Origin of the sequence: Cellulomonas endometrii (genome assembly GCF_949769265.1) — a bacterium.
Taxonomy (GTDB): domain Bacteria; phylum Actinomycetota; class Actinomycetes; order Actinomycetales; family Cellulomonadaceae; genus Cellulomonas; species Cellulomonas endometrii.
Genome location: NZ_CATKPC010000021.1, coordinates 34,591 through 56,717, shown reverse-complemented (window position 1 = coordinate 56,717; position 22,127 = coordinate 34,591). Strand labels below are relative to the sequence as shown.

22 protein-coding genes are annotated in these 22,127 nt (G+C 76.7%); 10 read left to right on the top strand and 12 right to left on the bottom strand.

Annotation, left to right across the window (positions count from 1 at the left end; translation table 11 throughout):
* Window positions 1–183: 183 nt before the first annotated feature.
* The 3 genes from QNH85_RS17510 (at window position 184) to QNH85_RS17500 (ending at window position 3,545) form a co-directional block, all read left to right on the top strand.
* On the top strand, window positions 184–1,542 hold the full coding sequence (locus tag QNH85_RS17510) for an APC family permease (protein ID WP_282948469.1): 1,359 nt from the start codon (window positions 184–186) through the stop codon (window positions 1,540–1,542).
* A gap of 62 nt (window positions 1,543–1,604) precedes the next feature.
* Window positions 1,605–2,801 (top strand): LLM class flavin-dependent oxidoreductase, encoded by a 1,197-nt coding sequence (locus tag QNH85_RS17505; RefSeq protein WP_282948467.1) that lies wholly within the window; start codon window positions 1,605–1,607, stop codon window positions 2,799–2,801.
* A gap of 123 nt (window positions 2,802–2,924) precedes the next feature.
* A complete protein-coding gene (locus QNH85_RS17500; RefSeq protein WP_282948465.1) occupies window positions 2,925–3,545 on the top strand; it encodes an FMN reductase in 621 nt (206 codons plus the stop codon).
* Between the two features lie 59 nt (window positions 3,546–3,604).
* Here the strand turns inward: QNH85_RS17500 and QNH85_RS17495 are convergent, their stop codons facing one another.
* The 3 genes from QNH85_RS17495 to QNH85_RS17485 form a co-directional block, all read right to left on the bottom strand.
* Window positions 3,605–5,857 (bottom strand): SpoIIE family protein phosphatase, encoded by a 2,253-nt coding sequence (locus QNH85_RS17495; RefSeq protein ID WP_282948463.1) that lies wholly within the window; start codon window positions 5,855–5,857, stop codon window positions 3,605–3,607.
* A 68-nt stretch (window positions 5,858–5,925) separates the two neighbouring features.
* Window positions 5,926–6,303 carry a fluoride efflux transporter CrcB gene (gene crcB / locus QNH85_RS17490; protein ID WP_282948461.1) on the bottom strand — a complete coding sequence of 126 codons (378 nt, stop codon included), beginning with the start codon at window positions 6,301–6,303 and terminating at the stop codon, window positions 5,926–5,928.
* A complete protein-coding gene (locus tag QNH85_RS17485) occupies window positions 6,300–6,794 on the bottom strand; it encodes a fluoride efflux transporter FluC (protein ID WP_282948459.1) in 495 nt (164 codons plus the stop codon). Before QNH85_RS17485 ends, crcB begins: the two co-directional genes overlap by 4 nt.
* Window positions 6,795–6,871: 77 nt before the next feature.
* Here QNH85_RS17485 and QNH85_RS17480 point away from each other — a divergent pair, with 77 nt between their 5' ends.
* The 3 genes from QNH85_RS17480 (at window position 6,872) to QNH85_RS17470 (ending at window position 8,100) form a co-directional block, all read left to right on the top strand.
* The gene (locus tag QNH85_RS17480) at window positions 6,872–7,309 is read left to right on the top strand and encodes a phage holin family protein (protein ID WP_213282722.1); all 438 of its coding nucleotides are present in this window, start codon (window positions 6,872–6,874) and stop codon (window positions 7,307–7,309) included.
* Window positions 7,310–7,399: 90 nt separating this feature from the next.
* Window positions 7,400–7,828 (top strand): phage holin family protein, encoded by a 429-nt coding sequence (locus tag QNH85_RS17475; RefSeq protein WP_282948457.1) that lies wholly within the window; start codon window positions 7,400–7,402, stop codon window positions 7,826–7,828.
* Complete coding sequence (locus QNH85_RS17470) at window positions 7,825–8,100, top strand: DUF3618 domain-containing protein (RefSeq protein ID WP_282948455.1); 276 nt, start codon at window positions 7,825–7,827, stop codon at window positions 8,098–8,100. Before QNH85_RS17475 ends, QNH85_RS17470 begins: the two co-directional genes overlap by 4 nt.
* Window positions 8,101–8,170: 70 nt before the next feature.
* On the opposite strand, the gene QNH85_RS17465 is transcribed toward QNH85_RS17470, so the two are convergent.
* The 3 genes from QNH85_RS17465 to QNH85_RS17455 form a co-directional block, all read right to left on the bottom strand.
* Window positions 8,171–8,833 (bottom strand): methylated-DNA--[protein]-cysteine S-methyltransferase, encoded by a 663-nt coding sequence (locus QNH85_RS17465; RefSeq protein ID WP_282948453.1) that lies wholly within the window; start codon window positions 8,831–8,833, stop codon window positions 8,171–8,173.
* 95 nt (window positions 8,834–8,928) lie between these two features.
* Window positions 8,929–10,623 (bottom strand): DNA-3-methyladenine glycosylase 2 family protein, encoded by a 1,695-nt coding sequence (locus tag QNH85_RS17460; RefSeq protein WP_282948451.1) that lies wholly within the window; start codon window positions 10,621–10,623, stop codon window positions 8,929–8,931.
* Window positions 10,624–10,771: 148 nt separating this feature from the next.
* Complete coding sequence (locus tag QNH85_RS17455; protein ID WP_213282719.1) at window positions 10,772–10,978, bottom strand: BldC family transcriptional regulator; 207 nt, start codon at window positions 10,976–10,978, stop codon at window positions 10,772–10,774.
* A 753-nt stretch (window positions 10,979–11,731) separates the two neighbouring features.
* On the opposite strand from QNH85_RS17455, the gene QNH85_RS17450 reads away from it, so the two are divergent.
* Entirely contained in the window at window positions 11,732–11,920 is a 189-nt protein-coding gene (locus QNH85_RS17450; RefSeq protein WP_213282718.1) for a DUF3073 domain-containing protein, read from the top strand.
* 271 nt (window positions 11,921–12,191) lie between these two features.
* Here QNH85_RS17450 and purM read toward each other — a convergent pair whose 3' ends face one another.
* The 3 genes from purM to QNH85_RS17435 all read right to left on the bottom strand — a co-directional run bounded on the left by purM (window position 12,192) and on the right by QNH85_RS17435 (window position 15,379).
* Window positions 12,192–13,328, bottom strand: coding sequence for a phosphoribosylformylglycinamidine cyclo-ligase (purM, locus tag QNH85_RS17445; protein ID WP_282948448.1), 1,137 nt, complete (start codon window positions 13,326–13,328; stop codon window positions 12,192–12,194).
* The gene (purF, locus tag QNH85_RS17440) at window positions 13,325–14,875 is read right to left on the bottom strand and encodes an amidophosphoribosyltransferase (RefSeq protein WP_282948446.1); all 1,551 of its coding nucleotides are present in this window, start codon (window positions 14,873–14,875) and stop codon (window positions 13,325–13,327) included. The genes purM and purF overlap by 4 nt, the downstream gene beginning before the upstream one ends.
* 75 nt (window positions 14,876–14,950) lie before the next feature.
* On the bottom strand, window positions 14,951–15,379 hold the full coding sequence (locus QNH85_RS17435) for a histidine kinase (protein WP_282948444.1): 429 nt from the start codon (window positions 15,377–15,379) through the stop codon (window positions 14,951–14,953).
* A gap of 67 nt (window positions 15,380–15,446) precedes the next feature.
* On the opposite strand from QNH85_RS17435, the gene QNH85_RS17430 reads away from it, so the two are divergent.
* Complete coding sequence (locus QNH85_RS17430) at window positions 15,447–16,106, top strand: IMPACT family protein (protein WP_282948442.1); 660 nt, start codon at window positions 15,447–15,449, stop codon at window positions 16,104–16,106.
* Between the two features lie 285 nt (window positions 16,107–16,391).
* Here the strand turns inward: QNH85_RS17430 and QNH85_RS17425 are convergent, their stop codons facing one another.
* From QNH85_RS17425 to purL, 3 genes are all read right to left on the bottom strand, one after another.
* Window positions 16,392–16,766 carry a sterol carrier family protein gene (locus tag QNH85_RS17425; RefSeq protein ID WP_282948441.1) on the bottom strand — a complete coding sequence of 125 codons (375 nt, stop codon included), beginning with the start codon at window positions 16,764–16,766 and terminating at the stop codon, window positions 16,392–16,394.
* Between the two features lie 17 nt (window positions 16,767–16,783).
* Complete coding sequence (gene rsgA / locus QNH85_RS17420; protein ID WP_282948440.1) at window positions 16,784–17,827, bottom strand: ribosome small subunit-dependent GTPase A; 1,044 nt, start codon at window positions 17,825–17,827, stop codon at window positions 16,784–16,786.
* Window positions 17,828–17,893: 66 nt separating this feature from the next.
* Entirely contained in the window at window positions 17,894–20,326 is a 2,433-nt protein-coding gene (gene purL, locus QNH85_RS17415) for a phosphoribosylformylglycinamidine synthase subunit PurL (RefSeq protein ID WP_282948439.1), read from the bottom strand.
* 242 nt (window positions 20,327–20,568) lie between these two features.
* Here purL and QNH85_RS17410 point away from each other — a divergent pair, with 242 nt between their 5' ends.
* Both QNH85_RS17410 and QNH85_RS17405 read left to right on the top strand, forming a co-directional pair.
* The gene (locus tag QNH85_RS17410; protein WP_282948437.1) at window positions 20,569–21,165 is read left to right on the top strand and encodes a YqeB family protein; all 597 of its coding nucleotides are present in this window, start codon (window positions 20,569–20,571) and stop codon (window positions 21,163–21,165) included.
* On the top strand, window positions 21,162–22,031 hold the full coding sequence (locus tag QNH85_RS17405) for a DUF2599 domain-containing protein (protein WP_282948435.1): 870 nt from the start codon (window positions 21,162–21,164) through the stop codon (window positions 22,029–22,031). Before QNH85_RS17410 ends, QNH85_RS17405 begins: the two co-directional genes overlap by 4 nt.
* The last annotated feature ends 96 nt before the right edge of the window (window positions 22,032–22,127 follow it).

Below are 22,127 nucleotides of genomic sequence, written 5' to 3'. Positions count from 1 at the left end.
CCGTCGGTGCCCCGGGGCGCTGGGCCCCGGTGTGCGGGCGCCGTGAGCGGCCGCACGTCCACCGATCGTCAACGCGCACCCCGGCGTGAGCGCATCCGCCCCCGGCATGTGCTCTCGGTCACCCGTCCGGCGGCCCCCACGCTCGCCGCGCGCGCCGGCGGGCCCGCGCTGATAATCGGCCGGGTGACCACGACCGACACCCCCACGGACCGCACCACGCCGCGCCTGCGCCGCGCGGTGACCGGCCCGCTGCTGTTCCTGTTCGTGCTCGGCGACGTGCTGGGCGCCGGCGTCTACGCGCTGGTCGGCGAGCTCGGCGCGGAGGCCGGCGGGGCGATCTGGCTGCCGCTCCTCGTCGCGCTGGGCATGGCGCTGCTGACGGCGTCGTCCTACGCCGAGCTCGTGACGAAGTACCCGCAGGCGGGCGGCTCGGCCGTGTTCGCGCAGCGGGCCTTCGGCAGCCCCCTCGTGTCGTTCCTCGTGGGCTTCTGCATGCTGGCCGCGGGCGTCACGTCGGCCGCGGGCCTCGCGCTGGCGTTCGGCGGCGACTACCTGTCGGTGTTCGTGGACCTGCCGGCGGTGCCGACGGCGCTCGTGTTCCTCGCCCTGGTGGCCCTGCTGAACGCCCGCGGGATCAAGGAGTCGCTGCGCGCCAACCTGGTCATGACGGTGATCGAGCTGAGCGGGCTGGTGCTCGTCGTCGTGCTGGGCGCGATCGTCCTGGGCCGCGGCGACGGCGACCCCGGCCGCGTCCTGGAGCTGCCGGCGGAGACCTCCTGGGCCGCCGCCACGCTGGGGGGCGCGCTGATCGCCTTCTACTCGTTCGTCGGCTTCGAGACCTCCGCGAACATCGCGGAGGAGGTCACCGACGTCCGCCGCGTGTACCCCAAGGCGCTGTTCGGGGCGCTCGTGACGGCCGGCGCCGTCTACCTGCTCGTCGGGCTCGTCGCCCCGGCCGTCGTCGCGCCGCAGGACCTGGCGTCCTCCAGCGGGCCGCTGCTCGAGGTCGTCCGGGCGGCGGGCGGCGTGCCGCTGGAGCTGTTCTCCGTCGTGGCGCTGGTCGCGGTCGCCAACGGGGCCCTGCTCACCATGATCATGGCCAGCCGGCTCACCTACGGCATGGCCGAGGAGGGCCTGCTGCCGCCGGTGCTCGGCCGGGTGCTCCCGGGCCGCCGGACGCCGTGGGTCGCGATCGTCGTCACCACGCTGGTCGCGATGGTGCTGGCGGCGACCGGCGAGCTCGTCGACCTCGCGTCGACCGTCGTGCTCCTGCTGCTGTTCGTGTTCCTCAGCACGAACATCGCGGTGCTGGTACTGCGCCGGGACCGCGTGGAGCACGACCACTTCCGGGCCTGGACCCCGCTGCCGGTGCTCGCCGTCGTCACCTGCCTGGTGCTGCTCACCCAGCAGGAGGCGCGGCACTGGGCGCTGGCCGGGGTGCTGGTCGCCGTGGGCCTCGTGCTGCACCTGCTGACGCGGCGGGCGTCCCGCCGCGGGGTGTCCTCCGAGCGCGGCGACGCCGGGTCCGTCGCCGCGGAATAGATCCGCGCGCTCGCCCGTTGGGGCGCAAGTACATGCAAACGCATCGACTTGAGGAGCGCGAGATGCAGTTCGGAGTCTTCACGGTCAGCGACATCACGACCGACCCCACCACGGGCCGCACGCCCGACGACACCGAGCGCGTCCGGTCGATCCTCACGATCGCCCAGCACGCGGAGGAGGTCGGCCTCGACGTCTTCGCGACCGGCGAGCACCACAACCCGCCGTTCGTGGCGTCCTCCCCGACGACGATGCTCGGCTACCTGGCCGGGCGCACGAAGAGCATCGTGCTGTCCACCGCGACCACGCTGATCACCACCAACGACCCGGTCCGGCTGGCCGAGGAGTACGCGATGCTCCAGGTGATCTCCGACGGCCGGATGGACCTCATGATGGGCCGCGGCAACACCGGCCCGGTCTACCCGTGGTTCGGCCAGGACATCCGGCAGGGCATCCCGCTCGCGATCGAGAACTACGCCCTGCTGCGCCGCCTCTGGGAGGAGGAGGTCGTGGACTGGGAGGGCAAGTTCCGCACCCCGCTGCAGGGCTTCACCTCCACCCCGCGCCCGCTGGACGGCGTGCCGCCGTTCGTCTGGCACGGCTCGATCCGCAGCCCCGAGATCGCCGAGCAGGCCGCCTACTACGGCGACGGCTTCTTCCACAACAACATCTTCTGGCCGATGAGCCACACGAAGCAGATGGTGCAGTTCTACCGCCAGCGCTTCGAGCACTACGGTCACGGGCGCGCGGACCAGGCGATCGTCGGCCTCGGCGGCCAGGTGTTCATGCGGAAGAGCTCGCAGGACGCCGTCGACGAGTTCCGGCCCTACTTCGACAACGCCCCGGTCTACGGCCACGGCCCGTCGCTGGAGGACTTCTCCGCGCAGACCCCGCTGACCGTCGGCTCCCCGCAGCAGGTCATCGACCGGTACGCCGCGATGCGCCACGACGTCGGCCACTACCAGCGGCAGCTGTTCCTCATCGACCACGCGGGGCTCCCGCTCAAGACGGTGCTGGAGCAGCTCGACATCCTGGGCGGCGAGGTCGTCCCGGTGCTCCGCAAGGAGATGGAGTCCGACCGCCCGGCCGACGTCCCCTCCGGCCCGCCGACGCACGCCGAGCGCGTCGCGAAGGCCCGCGCCGCCGGCGCCGTCCACGAGCAGACCGTCGCCGCGGCCGACCACTGGACCGGCAAGACCGCCGAGGACGACGCCGCCGCCGCGGACGCCGTCAGCACCAGGGGCGCGGCCTTCGGCCTCTGAGTCACGTCCGCCCACCCGGAACATCCCCGCCGGGTGGACGGTTCGGACGGACACGCCCCGGTGTGTCCTGCTCGAACCTTCCACCCGGCGCCCCGCACCACCCCAGAACGAGGAGCACCACTCATGACCGAGCGCAGGATCGTCGCGCTGTCGGCCGGCCTCGGCCAGCCGTCGTCCACCCGCCTGCTCGCCGACCGGCTCGCCGAGGCGACCGCCACCGAGCTCGCCGACCGGGGGCAGCGCCCCGAGGTCCGCGTCGTCGAGCTCCGGGACCACGCGCACGACATCGTCAACGCGATGCTCACCGGGGTGCCCAGCCCGGCGCTCTCCGAGGTGATCGAGGCCGTGACCGGCGCCGACGCGCTGATCGCCGTGACGCCGCTGTTCACCACGACGTACTCGGGCCTGTTCAAGTCGTTCATCGACATCCTCGACAAGGACGGCATCATCGGCCTGCCCGTGCTGCTGGGCGCGACCGGCGGCACCGCCCGGCACTCGCTGGCGATCGAGTACTCGATCCGCCCGCTGTTCACCTACCTGCGGGCCGACGTGGCGACGACGTCCGTGTTCGCGGCCACCGACGACTGGGCCACCGGCAGCACCGCGGGCGAGCCGAGCCCGCTGCCCGCGCGCATCCGCCGGGCCGGCGCCGAGCTCGCCGCCACCGTCGCCGCCCGCGGCCCCCGCGGCCCGCAGGACCCGTTCGCCGGCGCGCCGTCCTTCGCGGACCTGCTCGGCGGCTGACGGGTCGCCCGGGCGGGGCCGTCAGTCCCGGGCGGGGCCGTCAGTCCCGGGCGGGGCCGTCAGTCCCGGGCGAGCAGGACCACCGTCGCGTCGTCCTCCGACGCGCTGTCCCGGACGCGGGCGACCACGTCCCCGAGGCGGCCCGGCTCCGGCCGCCCGACCTGCGCGACGGTCCGGGCCATCGCCACGCGCATCGACTCCCCGCGCCGCTCGATCAGCCCGTCGGTCAGCAGCAGCAGCGCGTCCCCGGGCGCCAGCGTGACCCGCCCCGAGGCGGGCTCGGCGTCCAGCAGGCCGAGCAGCGGCGAGCCCAGCACCCGCTCCCACGCCGCCGAGCCGTCCGCCCGGACCAGCAGCGGCGGGAGGTGCCCGGCGGACGAGTGCTCGACCTCGCCCGTCGCCGGGTCCAGCACGGCGAGGGCCATCGTGGCCATCTGACCGGGCCGGGACCACCGGGCCAGCCGGGCGACCCGGCTGAGCACGACCGCCGGCGGCGCGGCGTCCAGCAGGTAGGCGCGCGTGGCGTGCCGCAGCTCGGCCATCGCGGCCGCGGCGGGGAGCCCGTGCCCGGTCACGTCGCCGACCGCGAGCGCGAGCCGCCCGTCGGACAGCGTCACGACGTCGTACCAGTCGCCGCCGACCTGCCCGGTGCCGGACGGCTCGTAGCGGGCCTCGACGGTCCAGCCCGGCACCGCCGGCAGCCGCGACGGCACGAGGGTGCGCTGCAGGGCGCGCGCCGCGAGCACCTCGGCCTGCCCGCGCCGGAACATCGCCTCGACGAGGTGGCCGCGCAGGTCGGTCGCGTTCGTCGCGTGCCGGTCGTCCCACGGCGCCGAGCGCCCGCGGACGTGCTCCTGCCACGCGTCGAACGAGGTGCGGGGGCTGAGCCGGTACCGGTCGCCGTCCCGGACCGCGATCGCCTTGTTGTGCGGGTCGCCGCCCCAGTCGACGGTCCGCACCACCTCGTCGCGGAGCCAGACCACCGAGCCGCCGTCCGGCAGGGCGAGCGCCAGGGCGCCGGCGGTGCCGGGGACGTGCGGGGCGGCGGGCTCGTCCGGCAGGTGGTCCGTGGCCAGCACCCCGCCGACGCCGCTGCCCCACGCCGCCAGCCTCCGCCGCGCCTCGGCGTCCGGCACCCGGCCCCGGGAGGCCAGGTCGCCGCCGACGCAGACCACGACGCCGTCCGCGGGGACGAGCTCCAGCAGGTCGTCCGTGCGGGTCAGCGCCTGCGCGAGCCGGACGTCCTCGTCCCGGCTGGCGGCGACGAGCCGCGCGAGCACGCCGGACGCGCGCCGGGACTCGGCCAGCAGGTCCTCCTCGACCTGCGCGACGAGCCGCGCGGACAGCGCCACGCCCAGGAACTCCGCCGCCGCCCGCACGCCGTACGACGGGGCGTGCGGCCCGGCGTAGTGGTGGCAGGCCACCATGCCCCAGAGCTTGCCGTCCCGGAGCAGGGAGATCGACATCGAGGCCCGGACGCCCATGTTGCGCAGATACTCGCAGTGGATCGGCGAGACGCTGCGCAGCGTCGCGTAGGTGAGGTCGAGCGGCCGGCCCGACAGCGGCTCGGCCGTCGGCACCACGGGGACGGGCGTGTAGTCGACGTCCGAGATGAGCCGGATCCAGCTCTTCTCGTACAGCGCGCGCGCCTGCGGCGGGATGTCGGAGGCCGGGTAGTGCAGCCCGAGGAACGGCTCGAGGTCGTCGCGGCGGGCCTCGGCCACCACCTCGCCGTTGTACTCCGCGTCGAACCGGTACAGCATCACGCGGTCGAACCCGGTCATCGCCCGGACGTGCCGCGCCGCGGTGTCGTAGAGCCCGGTCAGCTCGCTCGCGCGGTTCAGGTCGGCGATGGCGTCGCGCACCCGCTCGTACGTGCTGCCGAACGTGAGCGGGCGGGGGCCGTCGGCGGTCTCGAGCTCGACGACGAACACCGGGCCCGGGTCGGACGCGGTGGCGGGCGGCGGGCGGTGCACGACGACGTCGAGGAGCACGGCGGCCGCACCGGCCCCCACGTGGACGAGGCCGGGGTTGCGGGTGCGGTGGTCGGCCACCGCCGCCAGCTGCTCGAGCACCACCCGGGAGGCGGCCCGGCCCAGCACGTCCGCGAGCGTCGCGCCCAGCACCTCGTCCACCGGCCGGCCGAGGACCTCGCCGACGTTGGCGGAGCACTGCAGCACGACGGAGCCCTGCTCCTGGACGACGAGCAGCACGCCGCGGGGCTGCACGGAGCCGGGGATGTGGATCGGCTCGCGGGCGCAGTTGTCCAGGTCGACGGGCTCGCCAGGGGCCAGGAAGACCTGTTGCGTCACCCGTCTCCCCTTCCCCTCGGCCACGACGGACCGCCGTCACGACGTGTGACGGCACCTCCGCCAGTACATCACCCGGTGCCGACGGCCATGAGGAGGATCCCGGCCGCGGCCGCCGCGACCGTCACGACGAGCGTGCCGAGCACGTTCAGCACCGCCCGGCCCCGCTCGTCGGCCTGGGCCAGCCGGACCGTCTCGACCATGGCGGTGGAGAAGGTCGTGTACCCCCCGCAGAACCCCGTGGCGAGCAGCAGCTGCCACGTGCCGGGCAGCCCGCGGTACAGGTGCGCGCCGGCGATCAGCCCGATGAGCAGCGACCCGGTCACGTTGATGGTGATCGTCGCGACCGGCAGGATCGTGCGTCCCCGCGCCCGGATGGCACCGTCGACCCAGAACCGGGTCGCGGCCCCGGCGCCGCCGAGCAGGGCGACCAGCAGCGCGTCCCTCACCGGGCACCCGGCCCGCCCGCGACGCCCGCCGCGCCCGCGGCGCCCGCCACGCCCGCGACCGCCGCCACGCCCGCGACCGCGCACAGCACGCCGCCGACCACGCTCACCGCGGCGTACCCGAGGCCGGTCCCGAGCGCACCCGCGGCGAGCAGCCGCTCCGTCTCCAGCGCCAGCGCGCTGAACGTGGTGAACCCGCCGAGCACGCCCGTGCCGAGCGCCAGCCGCACCCGCAGCACGCCGGGCGTCTCGGGCCCCCGCCGGCCCAGGGCCTCCAGCAGCACCCCGAGCAGGAACGCGCCGACCAGGTTCGCCGTCAGCGTCCCCACGGGCCAGCCGTGCTGCACGGGCAGCGCCTGCGCGAGCCCGTACCGCCCGAGCGAGCCGGCGGCGCCGCCCACCGCGACGAGGAGCGCCAGCCCCGCCCGCTGGCGGGGCGAGGTCGTCGGCGCCCGGGGCGGGAGGGCCTCCGGGGCGGGCGCGGGCGTCGGCACCGTGACATCCTCGCGCACCGGCGTCGCTAGGGTGGTGGCGACGGGCTGCACCGGCCCCGGACCGCGAAGGAGCGACCGTGACGAGCACCAGCGACGACCCGCGACGACCCGGGCTGTTCAGCCGGTTCACCGAGCCGCTGGCGGAGTTCACGCGGGAACGGGTCGAGCACGTCGAGGACCGCGTCCGGCAGTCGATCCAGTCCGAGATCGACTCCGTCACGCGGTCGGTGCGCGCGCGGGCGGTCGAGGTCCGGCCCAGCGCCCTGGCGTTCGCGGCGGCGCTGCTGCTCACCGTCTTCGGCCTCGCGCTGCTCGTGACGGCGGCGGTCGTCGCGCTCGACCTGGTGCTGGACCTCTGGCTCGCGGCGCTGATCGTGGGCGTGGTGCTCATCGCCGTCGCCGCCGGTGCCGCCGCCTGGGGACGTCGACGGCTGCCGCAGCCGGTGCGCGTCGCCCCCGCCGGGGCCGGCCCCGCGCCCGACGCCGAGGAGCTCGTGCACCCCTGGACCGACTGAGACGCGGCCGGCGAGCGCGCCCACCTGCGCGGATCTCCCGGACGGGCCAGACTGGGCTCCGAACGCCTCCCGCCCACGAAGGAGCACCGGATGACGACGACATGGGGCCGCGGCTCCGGGCCGGACCAGCAGTCGATCGGCCAGCTGATCAGCCGGCTGAGCGAGCAGGCCGCCCGGCTCGTCCGCGCCGAGATCGACCTGGCCAAGGCGGAGCTGGCCCAGAAGGCCAAGGCCGCCGGGATCGGGGCCGGCCTGCTGGCGGGCGCCGCGTTCTTCGGCTTCTTCACGTTCGCGGTCCTGCTGACCACCGTGATCCTGGCGCTCAGCGAGGCGATGCCGCCGTGGCTGGCCGCGCTCATCGTCCTGGTGCTGCTCGCGGTCGTCACGGCCGTGCTCGCGCTGATCGGGATCAAGAGCCTGAAGAAGGGCACCCCGCCGACGCCGGAGAAGGCGATCGCGGGGCTGAAGCAGGACGCCGACACCGTGTCCCGGTCCGTCAAGGAGGGTCTGCACCGATGAGCGACACCACCAGCACGCCGTCCATCAGCGACCTGGAGGCCGAGGTGACGCTCACCCGCGCCGAGCTCGCGGGCACGGCGGACGAGCTCGCCGCCCGGCTGGCCCCGAAGCGGCAGATCGCGGACGCCAAGGAGAACGCGCGCAAGGTGTGGCGCGACGCCGTCGGCACCGACCCCGGCGCGGACCCGGCGAACCGGAACCGCTCCCGCGCGGTGCTCGCGTCGGGCGTGGGGGCGCTCGCGCTCGTCGTGCTGCTGATCGCCCGGAGGTGACGCCGCGCGGCCGGCCGGCCCTGCAGCGGGCGGGCCGGGCGGGTCGTCGGCCGGGTGGCCGGCGCGGTCGTCAGCCGCGCGACTCGTGCGCGAGCATCGCCCGCTTCACGTCCAGCCCGTAGTAGTAGCCGCCCAGCGCCCCGCCGCTGCGCAGCACCCGGTGGCACGGGACGAACGGGGCGACGAGGTTCCGCGCGCAGGCCGACCCGGCGGCGCGCACCGCCGTGGGGCTCCCCGCGGCGAGCGCGAGCTCGGCGTACGTCGCCGTGCCGCCCGGGGCGATGGCGCGCATCGCGAGCCACGCGCGCTGCTGGAACGGCCCGCCCGCCTGCTCGACCGGCACGCCGTCGAGCGCAGCGACGTCCCCGTCCGCGTACCGCGCGACGGCGTCCGCCACGGTTGCCGGGCCGGCCCCGCGACCGGCCAGGGCACCGGCCGGCAGCAGCTCGTGCCCGCGCGTGCTCAGCGCCAGCGGGAGGCGCGCGACCATCGCCGCGACGGGGGCGAAACCCGCCGCCCGGACGACGCCCTCCGGGGTGAGCAGCACGGCGAGCTCGCCCGCCGGCGTGGGCAGCGCGACGGCGAGCAGCGGCTCCGCCGCGACCGCGCCGGTGGTGCCCGCGACGGCCGGGGCCACGGAGGGAGCAGCGGCGGCCCCGGTCGCCGGGGTGGCAGCGGTCCAGGGGGCGGAGGCAGGGGCCGGGAGCGTCAGGGTGGATCCGTCGAGGGCCATGGCTCCATCATGCGCCGCCCCCGCGGCCCGGATCTGGCGGTCCTCGGACATCGCGGTGCCGGCGCGCGCCGCGGGGCCGGCGGGCCGGCGGGCCGTCATCGCGCCGCTGCCGGTACCGGAGCCGGCACCGGAGCCGCCGCCGCTGCGGGCGCGGCCGGCAGCGTCCCCGGCTCCCCGGCCTCGGCCGCCATCGCCGTCCACAGGTGCTGCGCGGCGTACCCGCGCCACGGCCGCCACTGCTGCGACCGGTCCCGCACGGCGCGCGCGGACGGCGCCTCCCCGCCGCCGGGGACCGGCGCGTACCGGCCGACGGCCCGGCGCAGGACCAGGTCGCCGTCGGGGAACGCGTCCGGGTCGCCGAGCGCCCGGAGCGCGACGTACTCGGCCGTCCACGGCCCGACGCCCGGCAGGGCCAGCAGCTGCGCGCGCGTCCGGTCCCGGTCCGCCGCGGGGTCGAGCAGGAGGCCGTCCGCCGCGGCGCGCGCCACCGCGACCACCGTGGTCGCGCGGGAACCGGTCAGGCCGAGCGCCCGGACGCCGTCGACGCCCACCGCGGCCAGCACGTCCGGGCGCGGGAACGCCCGCAGCCCGTCCGCGCCGGCCGGGCCGGGCGCCCCGTGGGCGGCGACCAGCCGGGCGGTCAGGGTGCGCGCCGCCTCCACGGACACCTGCTGACCGAGCACCGCCCGCACCGCGAGCTCGTACCCGTCGACGGTCCCGGGCACCCGGAGCCCGGGCCGCCGGGCGACGAGCGGCGCCAGGTCCGGGTCGTCCGCCAGCGCGGCGTCGACGAGCGCGGGGTCGGCGTCCAGGTCGAGCCAGCGGCGGACGCGCGCGACGGTCGGCGCGAGGTCCGCGAGCGAGCCCAGCTCGAGCTCGACGTCCACCCGCGCGCCGTCCCGCGCGAGCCGCGCCGTCACCCCGGCCGGTCCGTGCGGGGCGGGCACCAGGCGGCGCACCCGGTACTCCGCGGCCGACGCCTCGGCGGCCTCCAGCCCGGCGACGGCGCGGCGCTCGACGTGCGCGAACCACGCGGCGGCGTCGAACGGCGGGCGGTGCCGCAGGTGCAGGGCCAGGCGCGCCCGGTCGACCGGCGGCCGCGCGTCGGCGCCCGCGTCCCCGTCGTCGCCGGGTGCCGCGTGCACCCGCGTGCCCGTCGCGGGGGACGTCGCGGCGGCGGTCCCGGCCGCAGCGGCCCCGCGCCGGCGCCGCAGGTCCCGGGGCGCGGCTCCGAAGGTCGCGCGCATGACGTCGTTGAACTGCCGGACGCTCGCGAACCCGGCGGCGAAGGCGACGTCGGCCATCGGCAGCGCGGTCTCGTCGAGCAGGTGCCGGGCCAGCTGCGCGCGGCGGCTGCGGGCGATCTGGGCAGGCCCGGCACCCATCTCCGCGACCACGACGCGCTGGAGATGACGCGAGCTGACGTGCAGCCGGGCGGCGAGCCCGTCGACCCCGACCTCGTCCACGACGCCGAGCGCGATCGCACGCAGCGCCTGGGCCGCGAGGTCGGCGCGCGCGTCCCACTCGCGGCTGCCGGGCAGCGCGTCCGGCCGGCAGCGGCGGCACGCGCGGAACCCGGCGGCGACCGCCGCGGCGGCGGACCGGAAGTACCGGCAGTTCTCCTGCCGGGGCGTGCGCGCCGGGCACGAGGGCCGGCAGTACACGCCGGTCGACGTCACGCCGAGGTACAGGCGGCCGTCGTAGCGCGGGTCCCTGCCGCTGACCGCGCGGTAGGCGACGGCGCGGTCGATCCAGGTGGGCAGGTCGTCCTGCGGGTTCGTGGTGCTCACCGCCTCACCCTCGTCCGTGGCAGGCCACCATTCTGGCGGTCCTCGGACACGGCGGTGCGTGCGTCCGCCCTGCGCCGTCGGCTCGACGACGCGGGCTCGACGACGTCAGCGCCGGCGCGGCCGGTGCCGGCGCGTCAGCGGTCCGGCGTCAGGAGTCGTCGCGCTGGCCGGGGATGCCGCCGAGGAGCTCGCGCACCTCGGTCTCCCGGTACCGGCGGTGACCGCCGAGCGTGCGGATCGACGAGAGCTTGCCGGACTTGGCCCACCGGGTCACGGTCTTGGGATCGACCCGGAACAGGGTCGCGACCTCAGACGGGGTGAGCAGGATCTCGTTCTCGGTGTGGGGGGCGGACACGTCAGACCTCCGGGGTGCTGTCCTGGCGGTGACGGCCGGCCTGCGGGCCCGCCGTCGGATCTGTCTGGAACAGGGCCGTCCTCGGTACCAGTGCCCGGGCCACGCCCGGGCGCCTCTGCGACGGCGACCTCAACACGCTCTTACCCCCTAGCGCCCCCACCGCGACGACTCTGTCACGATCGAACTCTCGCAACTAGTACCAACGTCCCATCTCCGGACAAGCGGTAACTATTGGGACACTCTAGGTCGAAGTGGACATGACTGCGCGTCGGCACGCTGGGCCGAACGGGGGGTCGCCAGGCGGGGCACGGTCACCCGAACGTGTCCGAGCGGCTGTGACTGGGCGACGGGGCGACGCCGCGACCACGGAGTTCGCCCGCGGGACCGCGGCGGGCGGGTGGCCGCGGGTGAAGGGCGGCGCCCGTCTGGCCCGACCCCGTCACCCTCTCAGCCGGTGGCGAACATCACAGGCCGGCACCGCCCGGGAGGCCTCGCGGGGTCGCGGCCGGCCGCCCGGACCCTCCCGACGGCGCCCGGCGGCACGTCGCGCCGGTGCCGGTCCCGGCGGCGCGCACGCCCCGTCGCACCCGCGCCGAGCGGCCGCCGGCGTGCGAGCGGCGTCACTCCGGCGGCGAGTGGTCGGAATGCCGCGGGACCATGTACCGTTGCGACACGAACAGACGATTCAGCACCCCGGGGCCGCACGTGTGAGCACGGAGCCGCCCCGCTTCCACGTTAGAGGGGGTCGATGCCATGGGGCGCGGCCGTCAGAAGGCTAAGCAGACGAAGGTGGCGCGGGAGCTGAAGTACTTCAGCCCTGACACCAACTACCGGGCCTTGGAGCAGGAGCTCACAGGGCGTCGGAACGACCTCGTCACCGACAGCCGCCAGGACTCCGACGACGAGGGTGATGACTACCCTCGCTGGGTGGACGAGCACTGAATCTCCGGCCGGTCGACGCGTCGTGCGCGTGAGACCGGCCAGCCGCTGAGCACGCGGCACGCACAGGCAGCCGGGTCGGCACCGCACTCCCCCGAGGACCGCGGTGCCGACCCGAGTGCTGTCCGGGCCGTCCCGCCGACCCGCGCCGGCCCGCCGACCCGCCCGCGCGGTCCAGGTCGTCACCACGGCACGAGGTCGTCAGTCCTGCGGGACGACCTCGTGCGCGACTGACGACCTCACCGTCCGACGGGCCGGCGCCGGTCGCGAGCCCTCAGGCCGTCCGGTACGCCCCGCTGAGGTGGACCGCGCCGCCCTGCACGCCCTTGGTGCCCGCGACCAGGTCCGGTCCGCCGGCCGCGTCCCGCTCGGCGTCAAGCGCGCGCACCTCGCCGAGGGTCCACGCCTGCATCCCGAGCTCCGCCGCGTGCCGCAGCACCCCGTCGGCACCGGCGGCGTCCACGATCGCGACCATGCCGACGCCCAGGTTCAGGGTCCGCTCCAGGTCCGTCCACGGCACCCCGCCCGCGGCCTGCACCAGCGAGAAGACGGGCGGCAGCGTCCACGAGCCCCGGGGCACGTCCGCCACCAGGCCGCCCGGCAGGACGCGCGCGACGTTCGCCGCGAGGCCCCCGCCGGTGACGTGGCTGAAGGCGTGCACCGCGCCGCCCGCGCGCTCGACGAGCGCGAGGCAGTCGGACGCGTACACCCGGGTCGGCTCGAGGAGCTCCTCGCCGAGGGTCCGGCCGAGCTCCGGCACGTCGCGGTCCAGCGTCCAGCCCGCCACCTCGACCACGCGACGCACCAGGGAGTAGCCGTTGGAGTGCAGGCCGGACGAGCCGAGCGCGACGAGGACGTCGCCCGCGCGCACCCGCTCGGGGCCCAGCAGGGCGTCGGCCTCGACCACGCCGGTGGCCGCGCCCGCCACGTCGTACTCGTCGGGCCCGAGCAGGCCGGGGTGCTCGGCGGTCTCGCCGCCCACCAGCGCGGTGCCGGCGACCGAGCAGGCCGCCGCGATGCCGCGCACGACGTCCGCGATCCGCTCGGGGACCACGCGGCCGCACGCGATGTAGTCGGTCATGAACAAGGGCTTCGCGCCCACGACCACGATGTCGTCGACGACCATGCCGACGAGGTCGAAGCCGATGGTGTCGTGCACGTCCATCGCCTGCGCGATCGCGACCTTCGTGCCCACGCCGTCCGTCGAGGTGGCCAGCAGCGGCCGCCGGTAGCCGACGAGCGCGGAGGCGTCGAACAGCCCGGCGAACCCGCCGACCCCGCCCAGCACCTGCGGCCCGTGCGTCGCGCGCACGGCGTCCTTCATCAGCTCGACGGCGCGGTCGCCGGCCTCGGTGTCGACCCCGGCCGCGGCGTACGTGACGCCGCCGGCGCCCGGCCCGCCCGCGGTCACGGGTGCTCCAGCGCGTTGCCGCCGCCCGAGCCCGGCACGAGCGTCGCCAGCCCGTCCTCCGGGGCGCCCAGCGGGAGCTCGCTCTGCTCCAGCAGGTGCTTGCCGAGGCGGTCGGCGGGCGGGAGCTCGATGGGGTACTTCCCGGAGAAGCACGCGGTGCAGAGCTGCGCGGCGGGCTGCTCGGTGGCGGCGACCATCGCGTCCATGGAGATGTAACCGAGGGAGTCGGCGCCCAGGGAGGACCCGATCTCCTCGACGGCCAGGCCGTTGGCGATGAGCTCGGCGCGGGACGCGAAGTCGATGCCGTAGAAGCACGGCCACTTCACCGGCGGGCTGCTGATCCGCACGTGCACCTCGGCGGCGCCGGCCTCCCGGAGCATCCGGATGAGCGCGCGCTGCGTGTTGCCACGGACGATCGAGTCGTCCACGACGACGAGCCGCTTCCCGCGGATGACCTCGCGCAGCGGGTTGAGCTTGAGGCGGATCCCGAGCTGGCGCAGCGTCTGGGACGGCTGGATGAAGGTCCGCCCGACATACGCGTTCTTGGTCAGGCCCTGCCCGAACGGGATGCCCGACGCCTGCGCGTAGCCGACGGCCGCGGGCGTGCCCGACTCCGGGACGGGGATGACGAGGTCGGCCTCGACGGGGTGCTCCTGGGCGAGGCGGCGGCCCATCTCCACGCGGGCGGCGTGCACGGAGCGGCCGGCGATCGTGGTGTCCGGGCGGGCCAGGTACACGTACTCGAAGACGCACCCGGCGCGCTGCTGCGGCTCGGTGAACCGGCGGGTGCGCAGCCCGTCCGCGTCGATGGCGACGAGCTCGCCCGGCTCGATCTCGCGGACGAACGACGCGCCGACGATGTCGAGCGCCGGGGTCTCGCTCGCGACGACCCAGCCGCGCTCCAGCCGGCCCAGCACGAGCGGGCGCACGCCCTGCGGGTCGCGGGCGGCGTACAGGGTGTGCTCGTCCATCCACACCAGGCTGAACGCGCCGCGCAACCGCGGCAGCACCTCGACCGCGGTCTCCTCGAGCGTCGTGTCGGGGTCCCCGGCGAACAGCGCCGTCACCAGCGCGGTGTCCGTGGTGTTGCCGCGGGCGAGCTCGCCGCGGCGCTGGGCGCCGTACCGCTCCGCGACCAGGTCGACCAGCTCGGCCGTGTTGGTGAGGTTGCCGTTGTGCGCGAGGGCCACGGTGCCGCCGGCGGTCGCGCCGAGCGTCGGCTGCGCGTTCTCCCAGGTGCTGCCACCGGTGGTCGAGTAGCGCGCGTGCCCGACGGCGATGTGCCCGTGCAGGGCGTTCAGCGCGGTCTCGTCGAAGACCTGGGACACGAGGCCCATGTCCTTGTAGACGAGCAGCTGCTCGCCGTTCGACGTCGCGATGCCCGCGGACTCCTGCCCGCGGTGCTGCAGGGCGTAGAGCCCGAAGTAGGTGAGCTTGGCGACCTCCTCGCCGGGAGCCCAGACCCCGAAGACGCCGCACGCGTCCTGGGGTCCCTTCTCGTTCGGCAAGAGGTCGTGATTGAGCAGTCCGTCTCCGCGGGGGGCCACGACTCCATGGTGACACAGGCCCCGCGGGAGACCGAGTCGGCGGGTCGCGCCCGGAGCCGCCCCGCCGGCGTCGGGTCAGCCCCGGCCGGCGTCCCGGCGGCGCACGCTGCGCCGGTCCGCCAGCACCGCCAGCCCCGCCCCGACGAACGCGCCGATGATCGCGCCGAGCAGCGCCGAGAGCAGCCGGACGGCGCCCTCGCCCTCCAGGATGCTGATGAACGCGGTGCCGTCCGAGGGTGCGTCCGACGACCCGACGAGCAGGGCGGCGATCAGCCCCAGCAGCGCCCCGAGCAGGACGCCCGCGGTGATGAACGCGCCGACCTTCGGTGCCCGGCGGACGCGCGCGGGCTCGGCGACGCGGGCCAGCTCGGCCTCGGTCGGCTCGGGCCGCGGAACCGCCACGGGGGCCGGCTCCGCGGGCGTCGGCTGCGCGGGCGTCGGCTCCGCGGGCAGGTCCGCGCCCGTCTCGTCGTCGGGTCGCCCGGTGTCGGTCGCGTCAGCCACCCGCCGATCCTAGGTCGCCCGCCGCCGCCCGGCCGTCCGCGACCCCGGGCGGCCCTAGGCTCGCGGGGTGGGAGCCGCCGCCGAGTCCGCCCCGCGGTACCCGTCCACCGTCGCCGCGCCGGTCGAGCACGAGCTCGTGGTGAAGAAGTCGCGGTTCCTGGCCCTCGTGCACCCGGTCGCGTCGGTGGCCGAGGCGGACGCCGTCGTCGCCGCGGTCCGGAAGCGGTACTGGGACGCGCGGCACCACTGCGTCGCCCTCGTCGTCGGCCCGCACGCGGAGCAGCAGCGCTCGACCGACGACGGGGAGCCGTCGGGGACCGCCGGGGTCCCGATGCTGGAGGTGCTGCGCCGCCGGGACCTCACGGACGTGGTGGTGGTCGTCACCCGGTACTTCGGCGGCGTGCTCCTCGGGGCCGGCGGGCTGGTCCGGGCCTACTCGACCGCGACGTCCGAGGCGCTCGACCTGGCCCGGCTGGGGCGGCGCAGCGCGGCGACGCGGGTGACGGGCGAGGCCCCGCACGCGGGCGCCGGCCGGCGCCACGGGGTGCTGCGCGACTGGGCGGGCGGGGACGACGCGGCCCTGGAGGGCGGCGCGTACGGGGCGGAGGCGCCGGTCACCCTGCGCGGCCCGCCCGCGCCACAGGACGCGCTGGACGCGGCGCTCGCGGCGGCCACCTCCGGGGCCCTGACCGCCGAGCGCGGCCCCACGCAGCTCCTCTCCCGCTGACCTCCCTCGCCCCGCCCTCGCCCTCGCCCTGCCCCTCCCTCGCCCCCTCCCCGGCCCCCGAGCGCCGAGACTCCACAAGAGGGTGATTCAGGGCCCTGAACCACCCGTCTGCTGCAGTCTCGGCGACGTCCGACCCGGGTGAGGGGGCGGGGGCGGGGGCGCGGGGCAGGGGCGGGGTGCGGGGCGCGGGGCGGGCGCGGGGTGCGGGGGCGCGGGGTGCGGGGGTGAGGGGGCGGGGCAGGGGCGCCCGGGCACGGCAGGGCGCGGGCGGGAGGGGCGCGCGGGTCAGGCGCGGGCGCGGGTCGCCTGCAGCGGGAGCCAGCGGGCGAGATCCGCGCGCTCGCCGGACGCGCGCACCCGGCCCGCGTCGAGCGCCTCGCCCCAGGTGCTCTCCCCCGTCGCGAGCTCCAGCCAGGTCTGCGGGTCGGTCTCGACCACGTTCGGCGGGGTGCCGCGGGTGTGCCGCGGGCCCTCGACGGCCTGCACGGCCCCGTCCGGCGGCACCCGCACCTCGACGGTGTGCCCGGGGGCGACGTCCGCGAGCTCCTCGAGGGTGAACCGCACGGCGGTGCGGCGGGCGCGGAGGTCGGTCGGGTCGGCGCGCCAGGCGGCGACGGCGGCCCGGCCGACCGCGGGGTCGGTGCGGCGGCGCGGTGGCATCCCGCCATTCTCGCCGCTCAGCGGGCGGGGCGCGTGCGCTGCATCCGGTGGTAGGCGGCCGTGGCCTGGCGGACGCGTGCCCGCTCCGACGCCGCGAGCCGGGCGTCCGCGCGCCGCTCCTGGAAGGCCGCCTCCCGGGCCAGCCGTCGCCAGGAGTCGAGCCGGCGGGCGGGCAGGGTCCCGTCCTCGACCGCCGCGAGCACGGCGCAGCCCGGCTCGGAGCGGTGCGCGCAGTCCGCGAACCGGCAGCGCGCCGCGAGCTCCGTGACGTCCGCGAACGTGCTGCCCAGCGACTCCGCGTCGGCGACGAGCCCGACGCCCCGCAGCCCGGGGGTGTCGATGAGGCACGCCCCGCCGGCGAGCGGCACGAGCTCCCGGTGCACCGTGGTGTGCCGGCCCCGGCCGTCGGCGCGTCGGTCGCCCGTCGCCATGACCTCCGCGCCGGCGAGGGCGTTGACCAGGGTGGACTTCCCCGCGCCCGACGGCCCCACGACCACCAGCGTCGTGCTCGGCGTGAGCAGCGCGCGCAGGGGCTCGAGGCCGGTGCCCGTCGTGACGCTCACCGCGTGCACCTCGGCGCCGATCGCGACGGCGCGCACCTCGTCCGCCATCCCGCCGGGGTCGGGCACCAGGTCGGCCTTGGTCAGCACGACGACCGGCAGCGCGCCGGACCGCCACGCGAGCGTCAGCAGCCGCTCCACCCGGCCGGGGCTGGGATCGGGGTCCAGGTGCTCGACCACCAGCACGACGTCGACGTTGGCGGCCAGCACCTGCGTGTGCGAGGTGCGGTCGGAGCCGTCGCGGACCACCGCGGTGCGGCGCTCGGTCAGCGCGGTCAGGGCCGGGGCGCCGTCGGGGTGCGCGCCGAGCAGGACGCCGTCCCCCACCGCCGGCGGGACGGTGCCGACGAGCGCGCCGGCGCGGTCGAGCAGCGGCACCGCGCCGCCCCGGGGCAGCGCGACGCGCACGGGCTCGCCGCCCTCTGCGGGCAGCACGAGCACCGCGCCCTTGTCCACGCGCACCACCCGCCCCGTGGGGGTGGGAACCGTCCCGGTCGTCATGCGGACGACGCTAGGGACGGCACGACCCGCGGGGCGAGCGGATTTCCGCCGCCCCGCGGGCCCGCGTCAGCCGAAGTAGCGGGGCAGCGTGGCCTCGTGGGCCGCGCGGGCCTCGGCGAGCGGCAGCGTGAACAGCCCGGTGACCTCGACCGCCGGGGCGTGCACGTGGTCCTCCGGGAGCTCCTGCGACGGCGCGCCCGCGCCCGGGGTGCAGGTCTCGGCGGTGACGCCGATCCGCAGCGCCGGGACGCCCTGCGCGGTGCACAGGTCCTCGAACCGGACCGCCTCGCTGCGCGGCACCGCCACGATGGCGCGGGCGGTCGACTCGGAGAACAGCGCCTCGAAGGGCGTGACGCCGTCGCGCTCGCACAGGGCGGCCAGGTCGACCTGCACCCCCACGCCGTAGCGCAGCGAGGACTCGACGAGCGCCTGGGACAGGCCGCCCTCCGACAGGTCGTGGGCCGCGTCGACCAGGTCGTCGCGGGACGCGCGGACCAGGACCTCGGCGAGCCGGCGCTCGGCCTCCAGGTCCACCCGCGGCGGGGTGCCGCCGAGGTGCTGGTGCGCGACGTCCGCCCACGCGGAGCCGTCGAGCTCCGGCCGGGTCGTCCCGAGCAGGTACACGGACTGCCCGGCGGTGGTCCAGCCGGACGGCGTGGCCTCCGCGACGTCGTCGATCACGCCGAGCACGCCGACGACGGGCGTCGGGTGGATCGCGGAGTCGATCTTGCCGGGCTCACCGGTGCCGTTGTAGAGCGAGACGTTGCCGCCGGTGACGGGCACCGACAGCGTCGCGCAGCCGTCGGCGAGGCCCTCGATCGCCTGGACCAGCTGCCACATCGACGCCGGGTCCTCGGGGCTGCCGAAGTTCAGGCAGTCGGTGACGGCCAGCGGCCGGGCGCCCGACGCGGCGACGTTGCGGTACGCCTCCGCGAGCGCCAGCTGCGCGCCGGTGTACGGGTCGAGCTTGGCGTACCGGCCGTTCGCGTCGGTCGCGAGCGCCACGCCGAGGCCGGTGGTCTCGTCGACCCGGACCACGCCGGAGTCGTCGGGCTGCGCGAGGGCGGTGTTGCCCTGCACGAACCGGTCGTACTGGTCGGTGACCCACGCCTTCGACGCGAGGTTCGGCGAGGCGAGCAGCTCCAGCACGGTCGCGCGGAGCTCCGCCGGGGTCGCGGGCCGGGCGTACCGGGACGCGCCCTCGGGGGTGCTCACGGAGTCCGCGACCAGCGCGTCCTGCCAGTCGGGCCGCGAGTACGGCCGGTCGTACACCGGGCCCTCGTGCGCGACCGTCCGCGGGTCGACGTCGACGATCCGCTGCCCGTGGTGGTCGATGGTCAGGCGCCCGGTGCCGGTCACCTCGCCGATCACGGCCGTCTCGACGTCCCACTTCGACGTGATCGCGAGGAACTCGTCGAGCTTCTCCGGGGTGACGACCGCCATCATCCGCTCCTGCGACTCCGACATGAGGATCTCGCCGGCCGTCAGGGTGGGGTCGCGCAGCAGCACGTTCTCGAGGTCGACGTGCATGCCGCCGTCGCCGTTGGACGCGAGCTCCGACGTCGCGCAGGAGATGCCGGCCGCGCCGAGGTCCTGGATGCCCTCGACCACCCGGGCCGCGTAGAGCTCCAGGCAGCACTCGATGAGCACCTTCTCCATGAAGGGGTCGCCGACCTGGACCGACGGGCGCTTCGAGGGCTTGGTGTCGTCGAAGGTCTCGGACGCGAGGATCGAGGCGCCGCCGATGCCGTCGCCCCCGGTGCGCGCGCCGAACAGGACGACCTTGTTGCCCACGCCCGAGGCGTTCGCCAGGTGGATGTCCTCGTGCCGCAGCACGCCGAGGCACAGCGCGTTGACCAGCGGGTTGCCCTGGTAGGAGGCGTCGAACACCAGCTCGCCGCCGATGTTCGGCAGGCCGAGGGAGTTGCCGTAGCCGCCGACGCCCGACACGACGCCGTGCACGACGCGGGCGGTGTCCGGGTGGTCGACCGCGCCGAACCGCAGCTGGTCCATGACGGCCACGGGGCGCGCGCCCATCGAGATGATGTCGCGGACGATGCCGCCGACGCCGGTCGCCGCGCCCTGGTACGGCTCGACGTACGACGGGTGGTTGTGCGACTCGACCTTGAACGTCACGGCCCAGCCGTCGCCGATGTCGACCACGCCGGCGTTCTCGCCGATGCCGACCAGCAGGTGCTCGGTCATCTCGGGGGTGACCCGCTCGCCGAACTTCCGCAGGTGGTTCTTGCTGGACTTGTAGGAGCAGTGCTCCGACCACATCACGGAGTACATCGCGAGCTCGGCGGCGGTGGGGCGGCGGCCGAGGATGTCGCGGATGCGCTGGTACTCGTCGGGCTTGAGGCCGAGCTCCGCGAACGGCTGCGCGGCCTCCGGGGTGGCCGCGGCGTGCTCGACCGTGTCCGAGACGTGCCCGGCGGGCCGGTCGGGCGCGGGCTGGCCGGGCGATGCGGGCTGCTGCGAGGTGGGCGCGCTGGTCATCGAATCCCTCGGGCTGGTGGCCCGGGCGCCGCGGCCTGCGCAGGTGCAGGCGCCGGGCGCGACCGGGCGGGGCGGGCGTCGTCAGACGGCACAAGGCTACCGGCGCCGCCGGCGTGCACCGTCCCGCAGCCCGCGCGGCCGGCGGCCGCGGTGCGCGCCTCCCCCGCGCCTCCCCCGCACGGCACCCCGGCTCCGCAGAAAGGCGGATGTGCGCGCCCCCGGCCCGTTCCTACGCTCGCCGCATGACCGAGCTCCCGCACCCGCCGACGGGCACCGCCGAGCTCCGGGTGCCCCGGCAGGACGTCGTGCTCACCTACGTCCTGCTCGCCGGCGGCGGGGCCGTCGCCGGGCTGCTCCTGCACCTGGCCCGCGACTGGCTGCTGTCGCTCGCGTTCGTCCCGTGGCGCGGAGCGATCGAGACGATCGACCGGGTCGTGGACGGCTGGGGCGGCTGGGGCCCGGTCGCGCTGGTCGCGGCCGGCGCGGTGCTCGGCGCGCTGGCCGCGGCCGACGACCTGGGCAAGGAGCCGCGGATCGACGTGTCGCGGGACGAGGTCGTCGTGACCCGGCGGTCGAGCCGGCGCGCGTACCCGCGGGCCGACGTGCGCGAGGCGCTGCACGACGACAAGGCGCTCGTGCTGCTCGCCTCGAACGGGACCGAGCTGGCCCGCGTCCGGACCGCCGTCCCGGCGGCGGTGCTCGCGGAGGCCCTGCGGGGCGCCGGGTACACCTGGCGGGACGCCGCGCCCGCCGGACCGCCGGGGGCTGACGGACCGCCGGGGGCTGACGGCCCGCCGGGGGCCGCGCGCCCGCCGGGGTCCGCCACACTGGGCCGGTGACCCGCCGCCCGCGCGCCCCGCTCGCCGTCGCCCTCGCGGTGACCGCCCTGCTGGCCGCGTGCACCGGCCCGGCCGAACCGCGCGCGACGAGCGGGACGAGCGAGGCGCCGGGTGCCAAACCGAGCGCGAGCACCGACGCGCGGCTCACGCCGACCGACCCCGACGGCCTCCGCGCGGCCGGCACCGCCGTCCCGGTCGGCGACGTCACGCTCGCGGTGTGGCCGCCGCTCCCCGAGGCCCCGGGCGCGCCCGACGAGGACGGCGCGGTCGTGCTGACCGCACCGCTGCCGGTGTCCGACGGCGGGACGGGCTCGGTGGTCCCGGTCCTGACGGTGGTCCCGCCCGCGGGCACGACGGTGGAGGAGCTGGAGGACGGGTCCGCGCTCGTGCGGGACGGCGACGGCCGCGCGGTCGCCGCGGTCACCGCGCCCGTCCTGGACGGGGTCGCCACGGGGTCCGGGCTGCGGGTGCAGGTCGACGCCGACGGTGGCGGGACGCTCGCCTGGTCCGTCGTCGTGCCGGTGCGCACCGACGGCAGCGTGGAGCCCCTGCCCGGCGGGACGGTCACCGCCACCCTGGCCGCCACCGCGGTGCGCGGCGCCACGTGGTCGGACCGCGACGACGAGGGCGGGCGCAGCCTCGCGGTCGTCCCCGCGACGTGGGCCCGGACGGGCGGTCGCGCCGGCGAGGAGGCGGTCTGGTCGCAGCTCGTGGCGCAGGTGCCGGAGGCGGGGACGCCCGCCATGCACGACCAGCTGACCTGCCACACCATCGGCGCCCCCGACAAGGCGAGCTGGAACCTGGAGCCCTGGCGGCCCGACGTCGGGCTGCTGCAGACCCTCGCCGCGCTGTGCAACCCCGAGTGAGCGTGCACCCCGGCGTGACGGGTCGACCGGGAGCGGCCCGGCGACCGGATGGCGGACGCACCGTCCTGCACCCCGGTCGGTTGTTGCTACAGTCAC

What these genes read in the sequence shown, in the direction of transcription:
- QNH85_RS17505 (WP_282948467.1), top strand. Translation starts at nt 1,605, where the DNA reads ATGCAGTTCGGAGTCTTCACGGTCAGCGACATCACGACCGACCCCACC.
- QNH85_RS17500 (WP_282948465.1), top strand. Translation starts at nt 2,925, where the DNA reads ATGACCGAGCGCAGGATCGTCGCGCTGTCGGCCGGCCTCGGCCAGCCG.
- QNH85_RS17475 (WP_282948457.1), top strand. Translation starts at nt 7,400, where the DNA reads ATGACGACGACATGGGGCCGCGGCTCCGGGCCGGACCAGCAGTCGATC.
- QNH85_RS17470 (WP_282948455.1), top strand. Translation starts at nt 7,825, where the DNA reads ATGAGCGACACCACCAGCACGCCGTCCATCAGCGACCTGGAGGCCGAG.
- QNH85_RS17465 (WP_282948453.1), bottom strand. Translation starts at nt 8,833, where the DNA reads ATGGCCCTCGACGGATCCACCCTGACGCTCCCGGCCCCTGCCTCCGCC.
- QNH85_RS17450 (WP_213282718.1), top strand. Translation starts at nt 11,732, where the DNA reads ATGGGGCGCGGCCGTCAGAAGGCTAAGCAGACGAAGGTGGCGCGGGAG.
- QNH85_RS17425 (WP_282948441.1), bottom strand. Translation starts at nt 16,766, where the DNA reads ATGCCACCGCGCCGCCGCACCGACCCCGCGGTCGGCCGGGCCGCCGTC.
- rsgA (WP_282948440.1), bottom strand. Translation starts at nt 17,827, where the DNA reads ATGACGACCGGGACGGTTCCCACCCCCACGGGGCGGGTGGTGCGCGTG.
- purL (WP_282948439.1), bottom strand. Translation starts at nt 20,326, where the DNA reads ATGACCAGCGCGCCCACCTCGCAGCAGCCCGCATCGCCCGGCCAGCCC.
- QNH85_RS17410 (WP_282948437.1), top strand. Translation starts at nt 20,569, where the DNA reads ATGACCGAGCTCCCGCACCCGCCGACGGGCACCGCCGAGCTCCGGGTG.